Source organism: Streptomyces sp. bgisy027, from assembly GCF_057710365.1.
On record NZ_JBYIVZ010000008.1, the window covers coordinates 1 to 15739 of the forward strand.

Annotated in this window: 15 protein-coding genes; 6 read left to right on the forward strand and 9 right to left on the reverse strand. The window is 70.8% G+C overall.

Features of this window, described 5'->3' with window-relative positions:
- The 3 genes from AC3ETA_RS10345 to AC3ETA_RS10355 form a co-directional block, all read right to left on the reverse strand.
- A partial coding sequence (locus AC3ETA_RS10345) for a response regulator (RefSeq protein WP_432192527.1) occupies positions 1-427 on the reverse strand: 427 nt, incomplete at its 3' end.
- A complete protein-coding gene (locus AC3ETA_RS10350) occupies positions 424-1623 on the reverse strand; it encodes a sensor histidine kinase (protein WP_432192528.1) in 1200 nt (399 codons plus the stop codon). The genes AC3ETA_RS10350 and AC3ETA_RS10345, both read right to left, overlap by 4 nt.
- A gap of 18 nt (positions 1624-1641) precedes the next feature.
- Complete coding sequence (locus AC3ETA_RS10355) at positions 1642-2154, reverse strand: MarR family winged helix-turn-helix transcriptional regulator (protein ID WP_432192529.1); 513 nt, start codon at positions 2152-2154, stop codon at positions 1642-1644.
- A gap of 162 nt (positions 2155-2316) precedes the next feature.
- Here AC3ETA_RS10355 and AC3ETA_RS10360 point away from each other — a divergent pair, with 162 nt between their 5' ends.
- From AC3ETA_RS10360 to AC3ETA_RS10385, 6 genes are all read left to right on the forward strand, one after another.
- Complete coding sequence (locus AC3ETA_RS10360; RefSeq protein WP_432192530.1) at positions 2317-3228, forward strand: SDR family NAD(P)-dependent oxidoreductase; 912 nt, start codon at positions 2317-2319, stop codon at positions 3226-3228.
- Between the two features lie 55 nt (positions 3229-3283).
- On the forward strand, positions 3284-4636 hold the full coding sequence (locus tag AC3ETA_RS10365; RefSeq protein ID WP_432192531.1) for a ferredoxin reductase family protein: 1353 nt from the start codon (positions 3284-3286) through the stop codon (positions 4634-4636).
- A gap of 7 nt (positions 4637-4643) precedes the next feature.
- A complete protein-coding gene (locus tag AC3ETA_RS10370) occupies positions 4644-5156 on the forward strand; it encodes an FMN-binding protein (RefSeq protein ID WP_432192532.1) in 513 nt (170 codons plus the stop codon).
- 34 nt (positions 5157-5190) lie between these two features.
- Positions 5191-5883 carry a siderophore-interacting protein gene (locus AC3ETA_RS10375; protein WP_432192533.1) on the forward strand — a complete coding sequence of 231 codons (693 nt, stop codon included), beginning with the start codon at positions 5191-5193 and terminating at the stop codon, positions 5881-5883.
- A 168-nt stretch (positions 5884-6051) separates the two neighbouring features.
- A complete protein-coding gene (locus tag AC3ETA_RS10380) occupies positions 6052-6960 on the forward strand; it encodes an SDR family NAD(P)-dependent oxidoreductase (protein ID WP_432192534.1) in 909 nt (302 codons plus the stop codon).
- A 27-nt stretch (positions 6961-6987) separates the two neighbouring features.
- Positions 6988-8259: a metallophosphoesterase gene (locus tag AC3ETA_RS10385; RefSeq protein WP_432192535.1), complete on the forward strand. Its 1272-nt coding sequence runs from the start codon at positions 6988-6990 to the stop codon at positions 8257-8259.
- Positions 8260-8390: 131 nt separating this feature from the next.
- Here the strand turns inward: AC3ETA_RS10385 and AC3ETA_RS10390 are convergent, their stop codons facing one another.
- The 6 genes from AC3ETA_RS10390 to AC3ETA_RS10415 form a co-directional block, all read right to left on the reverse strand.
- A complete protein-coding gene (locus AC3ETA_RS10390) occupies positions 8391-10523 on the reverse strand; it encodes a xanthine dehydrogenase family protein molybdopterin-binding subunit (protein WP_432192536.1) in 2133 nt (710 codons plus the stop codon).
- Positions 10520-11512 carry an FAD binding domain-containing protein gene (locus AC3ETA_RS10395; protein ID WP_432192537.1) on the reverse strand — a complete coding sequence of 331 codons (993 nt, stop codon included), beginning with the start codon at positions 11510-11512 and terminating at the stop codon, positions 10520-10522. Before AC3ETA_RS10395 ends, AC3ETA_RS10390 begins: the two co-directional genes overlap by 4 nt.
- Positions 11509-12075, reverse strand: a complete 567-nt coding sequence (locus tag AC3ETA_RS10400) for a (2Fe-2S)-binding protein (protein WP_432192538.1) — start codon at positions 12073-12075, stop codon at positions 11509-11511. Before AC3ETA_RS10400 ends, AC3ETA_RS10395 begins: the two co-directional genes overlap by 4 nt.
- 115 nt (positions 12076-12190) lie before the next feature.
- Positions 12191-12955, reverse strand: coding sequence for a dienelactone hydrolase family protein (locus tag AC3ETA_RS10405; RefSeq protein WP_432192539.1), 765 nt, complete (start codon positions 12953-12955; stop codon positions 12191-12193).
- A 290-nt stretch (positions 12956-13245) separates the two neighbouring features.
- Complete coding sequence (locus AC3ETA_RS10410; RefSeq protein WP_432192540.1) at positions 13246-13992, reverse strand: SDR family NAD(P)-dependent oxidoreductase; 747 nt, start codon at positions 13990-13992, stop codon at positions 13246-13248.
- Between the two features lie 231 nt (positions 13993-14223).
- Positions 14224-15501 (reverse strand): amidohydrolase family protein, encoded by a 1278-nt coding sequence (locus AC3ETA_RS10415; RefSeq protein ID WP_432192541.1) that lies wholly within the window; start codon positions 15499-15501, stop codon positions 14224-14226.
- Positions 15502-15739: the final 238 nt, after the last annotated feature.

A 15739-nucleotide genomic window follows, 5' to 3' on the forward strand; every position in this document is an offset into this window, starting at 1 on the left:
CTGACGCGGACCCGCCCAGGAACCGGGCGATCAGCGCGCGTGTCGCACCCGAGGACAGCAGCGCCTCGCCCTTCGCGACGAGGCGGATCGCCTGCTGCAGTTCCGCCGGGTCGACGCCCTTGCTGAGGAACCCGCTGGCCCCGTTGCGCAGCGCGGCGAACACGTACTCGTCGATCTCGAACGTGGTCAGCACCAGGACTCGGACGTTCGGCAGCGTGGAGGTGATCTGCCGGGTGGCGGTGAGGCCGTCCGAGCCGGGCATCCGGATGTCCATCAGCACGACGTCGGCCCCGGGGGCGAGCCGGACCGCCTCCCTTCCGTCGGACGCCTCACCCACCACCTCCATGTCGGGCGTGGTGTTCACCAGGACCTTGAAAGCGGCCCTGACCAGCTCCTGGTCATCGGCCAGCAGAATCTTGATCGTCATGTCCCCGCCCTTTCGTGCGGCAGGAGGACGCGCACCTCGAACCAGCCGTCGGTCATGCGCGCCGCGAAGGTCCCGCCAAGGGCATGCGCGCGTTCCCGCATACCGAGCAGCCCGAGGCCGCCCTCCCCCGGCTCCAGGGAATCTCGCCCTGTGGAGGTTCCGGACTGCGATGGGGTGGAATCTGCCCGGTTGCGGACGTGAATCCGCAAGCCGGACGGCAGGTAGTGGAGCTCCAGCTCAGCGCAGGGCCGGGAGGCGTACTTGCTCGCGTTCGTCAGGGCCTCCTGAACGACCCGGTACGCAGTGAGCCCCATCGCCGCGGGCAGGTCCACGGGCGTCCCGGCGACCTTCTGGTCGACGATCAGGCCGACGGCCGTGAAGCCCGCGATCAGGTCGGGCAGCGCGTCCAGACCCGGGGAAGGCTCGACCGCCGCCTCGTCCGGGGCGCCGGGCCGGCGCAGCAGCCCGATCGTGGTGCGGACCTCCTCCAGTGACGACCGGGCGGCCCGCCGGATGTGCGCGAGGGACTCCCTGGCCTGTCGGGGTTCCGTCTCCATCACGTGGTTCACCACCGCCGCCTGCACATTGATGATGGCGATGTGCTGGGCCAGGATGTCGTGCAGTTCGCGGGCGATCCGCAGCCGCTCGTCGATGACCCGGCGGCGCGCCTCCTCCTCCCGCGTCTCCTCGGCGCGCCGCGCCCGCTCCTCGACCGCGGCGACGTAGGCGCGCCGGTTGCGGACCGCGAACCCGACCGCCGCGGCCGAGGCGCTCAGCGCGCACAGCGCGACGACCTCCGGGCCCAGCCACCCGCGGTGGTCGAACACCACGCTCGTCCCGGCCAGGAGGACCGCGGCGGCGGCGACCGCCGGCACCGCCTCGCGCCGCGGCCGGTGCAGCGCACACGTGCCCATCGCGATCATCGCGGCCACCAGCAGCGGGCTCCTGTGCCCGGTGACCGCAAAGCTGACGGCCGTCCCGGAGACGGTCACGGCGAGCACCGCCGACGGCCAGCGGCGCCGGAGCGTGAGCGACGCACAGATCACGGCCGCGTAGAACGCGCTCTGGAGGGTCAGTGGCCGGGTGTCGCTGTTGTCGTCCAGAACGGGCGCCAGCAGCGAGATCCCGAACACCGCGGCGGCCAGCAGCGTGTCCATGGCCGGCAGGCGCTCACGCCCGCTTGTTGGTGGAGTCAACACGCACCTCCCGGGTGATCAACCCTGGCCCGGCGAGGGCACGTCGATCCCACGCGCACGCAGGGAGTCGCCCACCTTCACCAACAGCCTGAGCAGCTCGGCCCGCTCCTCGGCCGTGAAGTCGTCGAACAACGCCGCCGCGGCCGCATGCGACGGCCCGAGCTCCCGCTGGGCCACCTGCCGGCCGGCCGGGGTGAGCTCGACGAGCTTGACCCGGCGGTCGTGCGGATGGGTGACCCTGCGGACCAGGCCCTCCTTCTCCAGACCGTCCACCAGGACGGTCATGCTTCTGGGAGACATGCCGAGGGGCTCGCCCAGTTCGCTCATGCCCGCCGGTTCGCTCTTGAGCGTCAGGCCGAGCAGCAGAGTGGCCCGGGGGACGGTCAGCCCGCCGCCACCGGCGGGCATGTTCACCTGCATCCACTGCCTCAGTCCCTTGCGCAGGCTCGCGAATCCGGCGAGCAGTTGGTGGCCGGTGACGGAAGAAGGGGTCTCGCCGGGCGTGCCTGAGTCAGAGGTTGACGTTGACAACTCGTTCCTTATCAATTGATAATGTCCTAGGGGTTACGTTATCAACGATCCCATAGTGGCGCCGTGTCGGCAACCGGCAGTTGAGCGCCACGTGCGCGCCCGCTCGAAGACCGAGCGCGGCAGCACCGACCCCTCATTGACCAAGGACAGGACAACTCCGTCATGAATCCCCTCAAGCAGCAACGCGTCGTCGTCATGACCGGCGCCACCGCGGGGCTCGGCGCGCACGCGGTGCGGCGCATCGCCGCCCAGCCCGACACCCGGGTCGTCATCGGCGCCCGGGGCAGCGGAACAGTGCCGCCGGGCGCCGAGGTGCTCCCGCTCGACCTGGCCTCGCTCGACAGCGTCCGAGCCTTCGCCGACGCGGTGGCACGGACGCTGGGCGATGCCCGTATCGACATCCTGGTCCTCAACGCGGGCGTGCAGAACGCCGCCACCGAAAAGCGCAGCGCGGAAGGTTACGAGCTGACGTTCGCGGTCAACCACCTCGCCCACTACCTGCTGGCCCGCCTCCTGCTGCCCCTGATGGCGGACCACGGCCGCCTGGTCATCACCACCAGCTCCACGCACGACCCCGCCAACACACCCATCGCACCGAAGACCATGGAGCCCCAGGCGCTGGCGCATCCGAGCGAGAGCAGCTTCGGCAGCGGCGTGCGCGCCTACTCGTCCTCGAAGCTGTGCAACCTGCTGACCGCGCAGGCCTTCGCGGCGCTGGACGAGGTCGTGCTCCGCCGGATCTCCGTGGTCGCCTTCAACCCCGGTCTCACCGGCGGCACTTCGCTCTCCCGTGACAGTTCCCGGATGCGGCGCGCGTTCCTCACGTTCCTGATGCGCACCGTCTTCCGCGCGGTCAGCCTCTTCAAGCCCGAGTACGTCATGAGCACAGCCGAACGCTCGGGCGAGCTGCTGGCCGAAGTCGCCCTGGGGCACGTCACCCCGCCGCCCGGCCGCCTCTACGTCTCCCTGGTCAAGGGCGAACCGACGTTCCCCGACCCCTCCGAACTGGCCCGCAGCCGGGACGCCCGGGACCGGTTGTGGCGCGAGAGCGCGGTCATGGTCGGCGTCGAGTGAGACACCGTCGCCCATCGCGCGGCCGCGGCGTCGACACACCCGAAAGGAAAAGGCCATGACCACGGTGTACCGGGAGCAGGCGCCCCCTTTCCCACCGTCCGTGCGGCGTCGCGATCCGGCGACGTTGCTGCTGATCCTGCTGTGGGCCGGCGCCGCCGCCGTGGTCGCCCTGTGGTGGCGGAACACCGGATCGGTGGTGGGCACCGCGGGCTGGCTGACCGCGGCGGGGCGGATCTCGGGGCTGCTGTGCGGGTATGCGTGCGTGCTGCTCGTCGGCCTGATGGCCCGGGTGCCGTTGCTGGAGCGCCGGGTCGGCTCGGACCGGGTGGCCCGCTGGCACGCGATGGCCGGGCGCTACACGATCTGTCTGCTGGTCGCCCATGCCGTATTGATCATCGCCGGGTACGCCGACCTGGCCCGGGTCTCGTTCTGGGACGAGGCGAACACCGTCGCCCTGCACACCGACAGGGTGCTCCCCGCCGCCCTCGGCACCGCCGTCCTGATCGCCGTTGGGATCGTCTCGGCACGGGCCGTCCGCCGCAGGGTCAGTTACGAGTTCTGGTACTTCCTGCACCTGCTGACATACGGATCGGTCTTCCTCTCCTTCGGCCACCAGATCTCGCTCGGCGCGGAGTTCGCCGGCGACGAAGTCGCCAAAGGCATCTGGTTCGCCCTGTACCTGAGCGTTCTGGCCCTGGTGGTGTGGTTCCGGTTCCTCATGCCGGTTGTGCTCAATCTGCGCCACCGGCTGCGGGTGGAGTCCGTGCACCGGGAAGCGCCGGACGTGTGGTCGGTCGTCATGCGGGGCCGGCGTCTGGAGAAGCTGGGAGCCGAGTCCGGGCAGTTCTTCCGGTGGCGGTTCCTCACCCGCGGCCTGTGGTGGACGTCGACGCCGTACTCGCTGTCCGCACCACCCGGCAGTGCCCGACTGCGCATCACGGTCAAGGCGCTCGGCAACCACAGCGCGGCGGTAGCACGTCTGCGGCCCGGCACTCGGGTCTGGGCGGAAGGCCCGTACGGCGCGCTCACCGCCGACCGCCGGACCACGGACCAGACGCTGCTGGTCGCGGCAGGGGTGGGCATCACCCCGCTGCGCGCCCTGTTCGAGACGCTGCCGGGCGAGGTGACTCTGCTGTACCGGGCGCGTTCGGCCGAGGACCTGGCCCTCAAGGACGAACTGGAGTCCATAGCCCGCCGACGCGGCGCCAGAGTGCTCTACGCCCTCAACGGCCCGGACGGCAAGCGGCCCCGTCTCAGTCCCGGCACGTTGCACGGCATGGTGCCCGAACTCGCCGACCACGACGTCTTCTTGTGCGGGCCGCCCGGGTTCGCCGAGGACATGTACGAGGCACTGCGCGCGGCCGGGGTCCCGAACCGTCGCATCCATCACGAGTCGTTCCAGATGTGAGGCTGTCATGCATCCGTTGAAGAGGACCGGCCCACTGCGCCGGATCGTGCTGGCGAGCGTCGTCACGGTCTCCGGAATGGTGCTGCTGATAGCGCTCAAGCCGCATTCGCCGCCCGAGATCACCGTGGCCGCGCCCGCGCCTTCCTCCTCCGGCAACGCGCCGGGCGGGGCCGGCGGTTCAGGCAGTGGTCCGGGCGGACCGGGTGCGTCCACGAGTCCGGGCGGCGGATCGGCCACAACCGGGGCGAAGACCGTCACCGGTGACCCGGCCGACACCATCTGGGGCCCGGTCCAGGTCCGGATCACCGTACGGAACGGGAAGATCACCGAGGCCACGGCCGTGCAGTACCCCAAAGCCGACCCGCTGGAGGAGCAGCTCAACGTATACGCCGTCCAGCAGTTGAACCAGCAGACCCTGGCCGCGCAGAGCGCGGACATCGACGTGGTGTCCGGAGCCACGTACACGAGCCACGGCTACCAGCAGTCACTCCAGTCGGCGTTGGACGCCGTACGCAATTGAAGGCACCCCCTCCCCCCACCTCAAGGAGCCATCCATGCCCGCCCCCGCAGTACTCAACCCCGTTCTCGACCTGCTGTTCGTCCGGTCCACCGTGACCAGTGCCGAACCGATCACCCCGCGCATGCGCCGATTGCGCGTCGAGAGCGACAAGCTCGCCGGTCTCGACGTCCGGCCCGGACAGCAGGTGCGGATCCTGGTCGGCGGGCTGACCCCGCGGACGTACTCCGTGTGGCGCTACGACCCCGAAGGCGCCGTCGAGTTGTGCGTGCTGGACCACCCCGTGGGCGGGCCGGGCGCGGCGTGGGGCCGAGGCGTTCAGGTCGGCGAGCAGGTGCGACTGCGCAAGCCCGAGGGCACGTTCACGCTCCGCCCTGACGCCTCCCACCACGTCTTCGTCGGGGAGGAGACGGCGTCCGTCGCGTTCGGCGCGATGCTGGACGCGCTGCCCGACGGGGCGCGGGTCTCCGGGTGTGTGGAGACGGAGACGGCCTCGGACCGGCTCCCGCTGCGCCACTCCGACCGGCTCGACTGGCTCACCAGGGGCGGCACGTCGCTCCCCGACGGGGTACGGCGCCTCGCTCCCGAGCCGGGCGGGGTCGCTTACGTCGCCGGGGAGGCGCGGACCGTTCAGGCCGTGAAGCAGCTGCTGGTACGGGAGCTGGGCTGGGACCGGCGCGAGGTGCTGACCAAGCCGTTCTGGGCGCCGGGCAAGAAGGGACTCGAGTAGCGCGACCGGCCTGCGCGGCCACCCCGATCCACTCTTTATCAATTGACAATATCTTTGCAGTTACATTAACAATGTACCCAAGGGTGGCGCCGCAGTCGGCAGAGCCCCCACTCATCAGGACGGGACGACCAGCCATGGACCAAGTCACCCCCGCAGCGCGTTGTCGTCATGACCGGCGCCACAGCCGGGCTCGGCGCCCATGCGGTGCGGCACATCGCCGCCCAGCCCGACACCCGGGTCATCGTCGGCGCCCGGGGCAGCGGAACGCTACCGCCCGGCGCCGAGGTCGTCCCCCTCGACCTCGCCTCGCTCGACAGCGTCCGCGCCTTCGCCGACGCGGTGGTGCGGCAGCTCGGCGACGCCCGCATCGACGTCCTGGTCCTCAACGCCGGCATGCAGACCGGCGGCGTCGAGGGGCGGAGCGCGGAGGGCTACGAGCTGACGTTCGCGGTCAACCACCTCGCCCACTACCTGCTGGCCCGGCTCCTCATGCCGCACATGGCCGACCACGGCCGCCTGGTGATCACCACCAGTGAGACGCACGATCCCGCGGTCACCCCGCTCGCGCCCAAGTCCCTTGAGCTGCGGGAGCTGGCGCACCCGACCAAGAGCGGCTTCGGTGCGGGCGTGCGGGCCTATTCGGCGTCCAAGCTGTGCAACATGCTGACCGCGCAGTCCTACGCCGCGCAGGAGGACATCAAGGCGCGCAAGATCACCGTGATCGCCTTCAGCCCCGGCCTCACCGGCGGAACCTCGCTCGGCCGTGACAGCTCCCGCGCCAGGCGCGTGTTCGTCACGTTCCTGATGCGCACCGTCTTCCGGGTGGTCGGCCTCTTCCGCCCCGAGTACGTCATGGGCACGCCCGAACGCTCGGGCGAGGCCCTGTCCGAAGTCGCCCTCGGACACGTCACACCACCGCCCGGCCGGATCTACATCTCCCTGGTCAAGGGCGAACCGAAGTTCCCCGACCCTTCGGAACTGGCCCGCAGCCAGGAGGCCCAGGACCGTGCCTGGCGCGAAAGCGCGGCCATGGTCGGTATCACGTGGAGCAATTGTCCGGCCAGTGGCCACCAGTAATGAACGTTCAGAAAGGGCTGCCAAGCCGTGGTAATCGTGTTTGTGCTGGTCATCCCGGTGATCATCGCATTGATGGGCGTTCTGCACTGGTACGTGTGGCGCCGGCTCGTCCGGGATACGACCGCCCCCGGCACGCTGTGGCGGCGACTGGGCACCGCCGTGTTCGTGGCGGGACCCGCGTTCATGCTGACGGCGTTCCTCGGCTCGTGGGCCGGGTTGCCATTCGGACTGGTCCGGGTCCTGTCCTGGCCCGCGTACCTGTGGATCGCCGTCGCGCTCTATCTGCTGCTCGGCGTCCTCGCCGGCGAGGTGCTCCGGCCCGCGCTGACCTGGTTGCTGCGGCGCCGGGCCACGCGGGCGTCGGCCACCGCGCAGGCTCCGGCCCCCGAGCCGGTCACGGTGCCGGACGGCACGCCCGCCTCCCTGCCCGCCGACCCGCCCGCGGCCGACACCGGCGTCGCGGCTCCCGCGGACCTGTCACGGCGGATGTTCGCGGCGCGGCTGGTCGGCGGGGCGGCGGCCGCGGTGGCAGTCGGCACGGTCGGCTATGGAACGTACGGAGTGCTGCGCGGGCCGCGGGTGAAGCGGGTGACGGTGCCGCTGGCGACGCTGCCCAGGTCGGCGCACGGCTTCCGGATCGCGGTGGTGAGCGACATCCATCTGGGCCCGGTCCTGGGGCGCGGTTTCGCCGAGAAGGTCGTGGCGACGGTGAACTCGACCCAGGCGGACCTGATCGCCGTGGTCGGCGACCTGGTGGACGGGTCGGTCGGCGAGCTGCGATCGTCGGTCGAGCCGCTCAGCGCGCTGCGGGCTCGGCACGGGGCGTTCTTCGTGACCGGCAACCACGAGTACATCTCCGGCGCCGAGCAGTGGACGGAGCACGTGCAGGAACTGGGGATGAAGCTGCTGGCCAACCAGCGGGTGGAGCTCCCGGCGTTCGACCTCGCCGGCGTCAACGACGTGACCGGTGAGGACCACGACGACGGCCCCGACCTCGCCACCGCGCTGGCGGACCGGGACCCGTCGCGGACGTCGGTCCTGCTGGCGCACCAGCCGGTCTTCGTCGACCAGGCCGTGCGGCACGGGGTGGACCTGCAACTGTCGGGACACACCCACGGCGGTCAGCTGTGGCCGATGAACTACGTGGCGGAGCTGGCGAACCCGACGGTGGCGGGCCTGGAGCGGTACGGGGACACGCAGCTGTACGTGTCGCGGGGCGCCGGCGCGTGGGGCCCGCCGACCCGGGTCGGGGCACCGTCGGACGTGACGGTCGTGGAGCTGGCCTCGCTCCAGGCCTGAACCCGGAACACCCAGGGTCTCGCTCCCCCACGAGGCCCTGGGCCAGGATGCCCGGACCTCGCTCGCCCCGCGAGGCCCGGGCATCCGCACTCCGGACATTCCATGACCGGTTGCCCGACTCCTTTGCGGCGTCAAGCAGTTGGCGTGGTCAGGAGAACGCGGTCGGGCCGGATCGGCAGGCGCCGGTGGCGTACGCCGGTCGCGTGCCAGACGGCGTTGGCGATCGCCGCGGCGGCGCCCACGTTCCCGATCTCGCCGAGTCCCTTGATCCCGACCGGGTCGTCGGGGTCCGGGTCGTCCACCCAGTCCGCCTCGATGGCCGGCACATCGGCGTGCGCGGAGATGTGATAGCCGGCGAAGTCCGCACCCACCAGACTGCCCGTTGCTTCGTCCAGCGTCGCTTCCTCGTGCAGGGCCATGGACAGGCCCCAGGTCATGCCTCCGATGAGCTGGCTGCGCGCGGTCAGCGGGTTGACGATCTGGCCCACCGCGAACATGCCGAGCATGCGCCGCACCCGCACCTCGCCGGTGGCGGGGTCAACGGCGACCTCGGCGAACTGCGCACCGTACGTGTGCCGTTCCTTGTCGTCATGGTGGAGAGCACCGGACTCCGCGAAGGTGTTGGCCATCACCGTGATGCCTTCGGGCGGAACGGCGGCACCCTGGGACAACTGCTCCCTCAGGCCGGCGACCGCCTTCCTGATGGCGAACGTCCAGGAACGGGTGCCCGCCGAGGCGGCCGCGACCATCGCGAACCCGAAGGCGGTGTCCCCAATCTCGACACGGACACGCTCGGGCGCCACCGCGAGCGCGTCGGCGGAGATGAGGGTGAGCGCGGTACGTGCCCCGGTCCCGAGGTCCGACGCCGCGATCCTCACGGTGAAGGTTCCGTCCGCGTTCGCGGTCACGGAGGCCGAGGACGGCATGACGTGCGTGGGGTACGTGGCCGCGGCCGTGCCGGTCCCCAGCAGCCAGCGGCCTTCCCGCCGGACGCCGGGACGCGGGTCCCGCTCGGCCCAGCCGAACCTGCGGGCGCCCTCACGGAAACAGGTGATCACATTGCGGCTGCTGTACTCCATCCCGGAGATCGGCCCGCGCTCGGGCTCGTTGCGCAGGCGCAGTTCGATCGGGTCGACGCCGCACTTCTCGGCGAGTTCGTCCATCGCGCACTCCAGCGCGAACGAGCCCGGCGCCTCTCCCGGCGCCCGCATGAACCCCGGTGTGGGTACGTCCAGCCGCACCGCAAGGTTGACCGTGTGGTGCGCGTCGGCGTCGTACATCATCCGGGTCATCATCGTGCTCGCCTCGACGTACTCGTACGTCGTCGAGGTCTGGCACAGGGAGCGGTGTTCCAGGGCCCGCAGCTTCCCCTCGGGATTCGCGCCGAGCCGGATCCGCTGGACCGTGGCGCTGCGGTAGCCGGTGAGGGAGAACATCTGGCGCCGGGTCAGCACCACACGGACCGGCCGGTCCAGGATGCGCGCGGCCATCGCGGCGGCCACATGGTGCGTTCGGGCCTGCGACTTGCTGCCGAACGCGCCGCCCACGTGCTCGGTCCACACCCGGACGGCGGTCGGTTCGAGCGAGAAGAGCTGCGCGAGAGCGCCGGCCACCATCGGGCTGCCCTGGTTCGAGTCGAGGACTTCGAGCCGGTCACCGTCCCAGCGGGCCGCCGCCGCGTGGGGCTCCATGGGATTGTGGTGCCCCTGCCCGGTGGTGTACTCGGCCTCGACCACGACGTCGGACGCGGCCAGCTCGGCGGCCAGGTCCCCCTTCTCCTGCGTCGCCGGCCTCAGCGGGCCGACCAGGGGGTAGACGCCGGGGTGGTCGTAGGACAGGTCGACGTCGTGCTCCTCCTGGTCGTAGTCAACCTTGAGTGCCTCGGCGGCCTCACTGGCCTGTTCGGGCGTCTCGGCGACGACCAGCGCCACCGGCCATCCCGCGTAGGGCACCCGATCGTGCTGGAAGACACCGAGAGTCCCGTCCGGGGGGCCCAGCTGCGGATCGACCCAACTGATGTCGACCGGCAGGGCGTTCCCGTGGTGCAGGACCGCGAGGACGCCCGGCATGCCGAGGACCGGAGCGGTGTCGATGGAGCGGACTCGCCCCCGGGCGATGGTGGACAGCACCAGCCAGCCGTGGGCGAGGCCGTCGAAGGAGATCTCGGCGGCGTAGCGGGCGGCCCCGGTGACCTTGTCCCGGCCCTCCACCCGGACATGCGGGAGTCCGACGGCCTTGCCCTGCGTATGTGTCGCCGTGTTCATCGGGCGTCCTCCTCGGCCATCTCCGTCAGTACGGCCACCACGAGGTTGCGTATCAGCCGGACCTTGTACGCGTTGTGGGCCAGCGGCGCGGCCGCCGCGAGCTCGGCATCGGCGGCCGCCGCGAAACTCACCGCGTCGGCCGACGCCCCGGTCAGCGTCCGCTCGGCGACGCGGGCCCGCCACGGCCGGGACGCGACCGCCCCGAACGCCAGCCGCGCCTCGCGTACGACACCGTCCCGGACGTCGATCGCGGCGGCGATCGAGCTGATCGCGAAGGCGTACGAGGCGCGTTCGCGCACCTTGCGGTAGCGGGAGTGGGCGGCGACCGGGGTGGGCGGCAGGGTCACACCCGTGATCAGCGCACCCGGTGGCAGCGCGGTCTCCCGGTGCGGGGTGTCACGCACCGGGAGATAGAGGTCGGCGAGCGGCAACTCGCCCTGCCCGCCAGCCGTTTCGTACGAGACGACGGCGTCGAAGGCGGTCAGCGCCACGCCCATGTCGGAGGGGTGGGTGGCGACGCAGTGCGGGGAGGCGCCCAGGATCGCGTGGTTGTGGTGCTCACCCTCGATGGCGGGGCAGCCGCTGCCGGGGACGCGTTTGTTGCAGGCCTTGGTCACGTCGGTGAAGTAGCCGCAGCGGGTGCGCTGGAGGAGGTTGCCGCCGACGGTGGCCATGTTGCGCAGCTGCCCGGAGGCGCCGGCCAGCACGGCCTGGGCCAGCGCCGGGTAGCGGCGCCGGACTTCGGGATGGACGGCGAGGTCCGTGTTGGTGACGGTGGCGCCGATGCGCAGGCCGCCCTCCGCGGTCACCTCGATGCGGTTCAGGGGCAGTTCGCGTACGTCGACGAGTCGCGCCGGACGCTCCACGCCCGACTTCATCAGGTCGACGAGATTGGTGCCGCCGCCGAGGAAACGCGCCTCCGGATCGGCGTCGAGCAGGGCCACGGCACCGGCGATGTCCGGAGCTTTCTGGTAGGTGAACTCCCTCATGCCGCCGCGGCCTCCTCGGTCCCGGTCCGCTCCGCGGCGGTCGCGGCGGCCTGGCCGACGGCTTCGACGATGGCCACGTACGCGCCGCAGCGGCACAGGTTGCCGCTCATCCGCTCCCGGATCTCCGCCGCGCTCAGCGGCGTCGGCTCGGCCTCGGGCCGCACGTCGGCCGTGACCGCGCTGGGCCAGCCGGCCGCGTGTTCCCCGATCACGGCGACGGCCGAACAGATCTGCCCGGGGGTGCAGTAACCGCACTGGTAGCCGTCCAGGTCGAGGAACGCCTGCTGCACGGGGTGCAGTCGGCCGTCCTCGGCCAGACCCTCGACCGTGGTGATCTCACGGTCCTCGGCGGCCACCACGAGCTGGAGGCAGGACACGACCCGGCGGCCGTCGAGCAGGACGGTGCAGGCGCCGCACTGCCCGTGGTCACAGCCCTTCTTGCTGCCGGTGAGGTCAAGTCGCTCACGCAAGGCGTCCAGCAGGGTTGTGCGGTGGTCCACGGAGAGCGTGTGCTTCTCGCCGTTGACGCTCAGGGTGACAGCACTGGACGTGACTGGGGCCATGGTCAGCCTTCCTCTACGACGCACTTGCCTTCATCGATCCACGGTCAAGTTAGCGGAACGCCGTACCGTTAACAACAGTACGGCGTTCACTTAACTCGGCGAAGAGCGGCGCGCGTCAGAGAGTGCGGTCGAACAGGTCCAGCAGACCCGCCCAGTGACGCTCGTCGGCCGCCTTGTCGTAGAGCGGCAGAAGGTCGCTGGAGCAGAAGCCGTGCTGGGCGTCCGCGTACATCTCACTGCGGTAGCGGACACCGGCCGCGGAGAGGACCGCGTTGAAGGACTCCACCTCCTCGGGCGGGTTGACCGTGTCCTTGTCGCCGTTGGCGAAGAAGACCTCGCCCTTGATGCGGTCGGCCACCAGATGGGGGCTGTCCGGCGCGTCGGTGATCAGGTGGGAGCCGTGGATGATGGCCGCGGCGGCGACGCGGTCCGGATAGGAACCCGCCGTACGCAGGCACAGCATGCCGCCGTTGCAGTAGCCGGTGATGCCCACGGGCCCGCCGGTGGTGAACTCGCTGACCTCCAGCCAGTCGAGCCAGACGAGCGCGTCGCGCATCGCATCCTTCGGCGTCAGCGCCTGCGCCACCGGCACGGCCCTGCCGACGACGTCCCAGAGCATGTCCTCGGTGACGACGTCAGGCATGTCCACTACGGGCGCGGGGCCGCTGCGGTAGAACACGTTGGGCACCAGGACCGCGTAGCCGGCCGATGCCAGCCGGTCCGCCATCTTCTTCATACTCGGACGCACGCCCATGATGTCCGTGTAGAGGATGACGGACGGGTGCGCGGCCCCGTCGTCGGGGCGCGCCAGGTACGCGTCGGCGTCTCCGTCCTGGGTGGGCAGGATCACGGTCGTTCCGTGGACTGAGACTGGGGTCACGGGTATCTCCATTCGGTGCGAGGCCTGGTCGCGGTGCCGCCGGATCGAGGGAACACCTGCGCGGCAGCGGTGGCGAGAGCCACCGGCCGAGTACGCCGGACACGCCCGCTCAAGTCGCGGGCCCTAAGCGGACAATAGTCCGCTACGCCCGACCGTAGCGGACAGGCATCCGCTTGACAAGGGATGCGCCCTGCGGCGACCGACAGAAACCGACGGCAGCCGGGACCCCGCTCAGCAGAGGAGCCCCTCCCGCGAGTTCCTTCGCGAGAGGGGCTCCGGCCGAGACGACGTCAGCGGCGGGTGAGGCCTCCGTCGACGGAGAGGATCTGGCTGGTGATGAACGCCGCGTCGTCGGAGGCGAGGAACGCCACCGCGTTGGCGACGTCCTCGGGCGTCTCCTGCCGCTTCAGGGCCTGCAGCTGCATGTGATGCTCGAAGACCTGCTCAGGCAGCCTGGAGAGCGTGAACGGGGTCCGGACGACGCTGGGTGCAACTGCGTTGACCGTGATGTCGTACTTGGCGAGGTCGGCCGCCATCGCATAGGTGAGCCCGTTGATGGCGCCCTTGGACGAGAGGTACGAGATAAAAGACGGGGTGTTCTCCCAGTAGGCGGTGGTCGTCATGTTGATGATCCGGCCGGCACTGGAGTTCTTGAGCTGGTCCAGGAACGCCTTGGCGGTCAGGAAGGCGCCGCCCGCGTTGACCGAGACAATCTTGGTCCAGCTCTCGAAGGTCACATTGTCGAAGTCGACCAGTTCAACAAGTGCCGCATTGTTGGAGACGATGTCGACCGAGCCCAGAGTGTCCCGCACCTGTGCGGCGAAGGCGTTCATCTGCGCTTCGTCGGAGATGTCGACCTGTGCGCTGAAGAACCGCTGCCCGGTCGCCTTGACGAGTTCGCTCGTCTCGTCCGCCGGGTTGATGTCGGCGACCGCGATGTCGGCGCCGTCGGACGCCAGACGCTTCGCGATCGCCTGACCGATGCCGCTGGCACCTCCGGTCACGACGGCGATCCTGCCTGCCAACCTTCCAGCCATGATGGAACTCCTTGTCTTGCGGTGGGACAACTTGTCTTGAGGTGAGGCAACTTGTCCTGCGGTGGGGCAAAAGGAAACGGCCCTCCACAGCCCTGCCGGGCGGACGGCGTGACGATCACGCGCGCCGCGGGTCGGCGAACACGGCTGTCGTTGAGCGGAGGGCCGATTGGCCCAGACCGACCGGTCGGACTCGCCGACCGGCCGTCGGGTCGTTCGTGTGGCGGGCCGCGTTCAGCTGCCGCTGACGGCGGCCGCGGTGTCCCGCAGGGCCTGGGCGGCCTGGGGCAGGTCGCCGTTGACCAGCCGGCCCGCGGACTTCACGACCTGTCCGGCGACGAGGACCGTGTCCACGTTCTGGGGGTGGGCGGCGGTGACCACGGCCGCGATCGGGTCGCGCTCGGCGCCGAGGAGGTTGAGGTCGTCCAGCCTGAGCAGGATGACGTCGGCCTGCTTGCCGGGACGCAGCGAGCCGATCCGGTCGGCCAGACCGAGGGCGGCGGCACCGTCCAGCGTGGCCATCCGCAGCACGTCCCTGACGCTCAGCCGCTCGGCGGCGTCGTCGGCGACCTGGCTGGCGACCAGTGCCGCGCGCATCACGGAGAACATGTCGCCGGGGGCGGAGGTCACGGCGTCGGCGCCCAGGCTCGTGGTCACACCGGCCCGGCGGTAGCGGCCGGTGACGGGCCGACCGATGCTCAGCATCGCCTCCGTGCTCGGCGTGACCGAGGCGTGGCCACCGGAGTCCGCGATCAGCTTCAGCTCGTCGTCGTCGAGCGAGTTGCCGTGCACGTAGAGGGCCTTGACGTCCAGCAGACCGAGTTCGCGCAAGACCGAGACCGGCTGCGCCGCGACGGGACCGGCGCTGACGTGGAACGTCACCGGCAGGCCCAGGTCGGCCGCCAGACCCCAGTCCCCGGCCACCACCTCGGGAGGCGTGAACGACGGGCCCATCGGGGCGAGCGCCATGGTGACGAGCGCCTCGTCGTCGTCCAGCCGCCCGGCACGGATTCTGCGGACGTCGTCGTAGTTCGCGGGCGCACCGGGCGGGAAGCCGTAGCCGAACACCGCGCGCAGCCCGGCCGCCCGCAGACCGTCGACGGCCGCGTCGGCGTGCTCGGGTGTGTTCAGCGCGTGCGAGAAGTCCATCAGGGTGGTGATGCCGGAGTCGAGGCTCTCCAGCGCGCCGACCAGGGTCGCGGCGTGGATGTCCTGCGGCCGGAGTCGTGCGCCGAGTTGTCCCATGACACCGAGGTAGCCCATGAGGTCCATGTCCACGGCGGCGCTGCGCAGCGCGGACTGCCACACATGCCGATGGGTGTCGACGAACCCGGGCAGCACGATGCGGTCGGTGGCGTCGATGACGGTGGCACCCTCCGCCGGGAGGTCCGGACCTACGGCGGCGATCCGGCCGTCCTCGATCAGGACGTCCGTGCCGGGGTGGGCGACCGGCTCGGGCTCGGTGTCGATGACGTGGCCGTTGCGGAGCAGGATGCGGGTGATGTCGGTCATGTTGTTGCCAATCTCTTCGACTCGAGCACGGGGCGGTGAGCCGGCGGTGAGCCGCATGCCTCGACTCGATGGAGGGGGATCGCCGACGCCGGCTAGTGGGACGGCGGACTGACGCTCCTCCCTCGTGGTGGGCGGGGCGGCCTCCTCGGGCGCACGAACCCGGGACGAGGGCCGTCGGCGACGGCGGGTGACGGTGCCGGTGGTCGCACCACCGAGCACTCGCCGGGCCGTGGCCGTC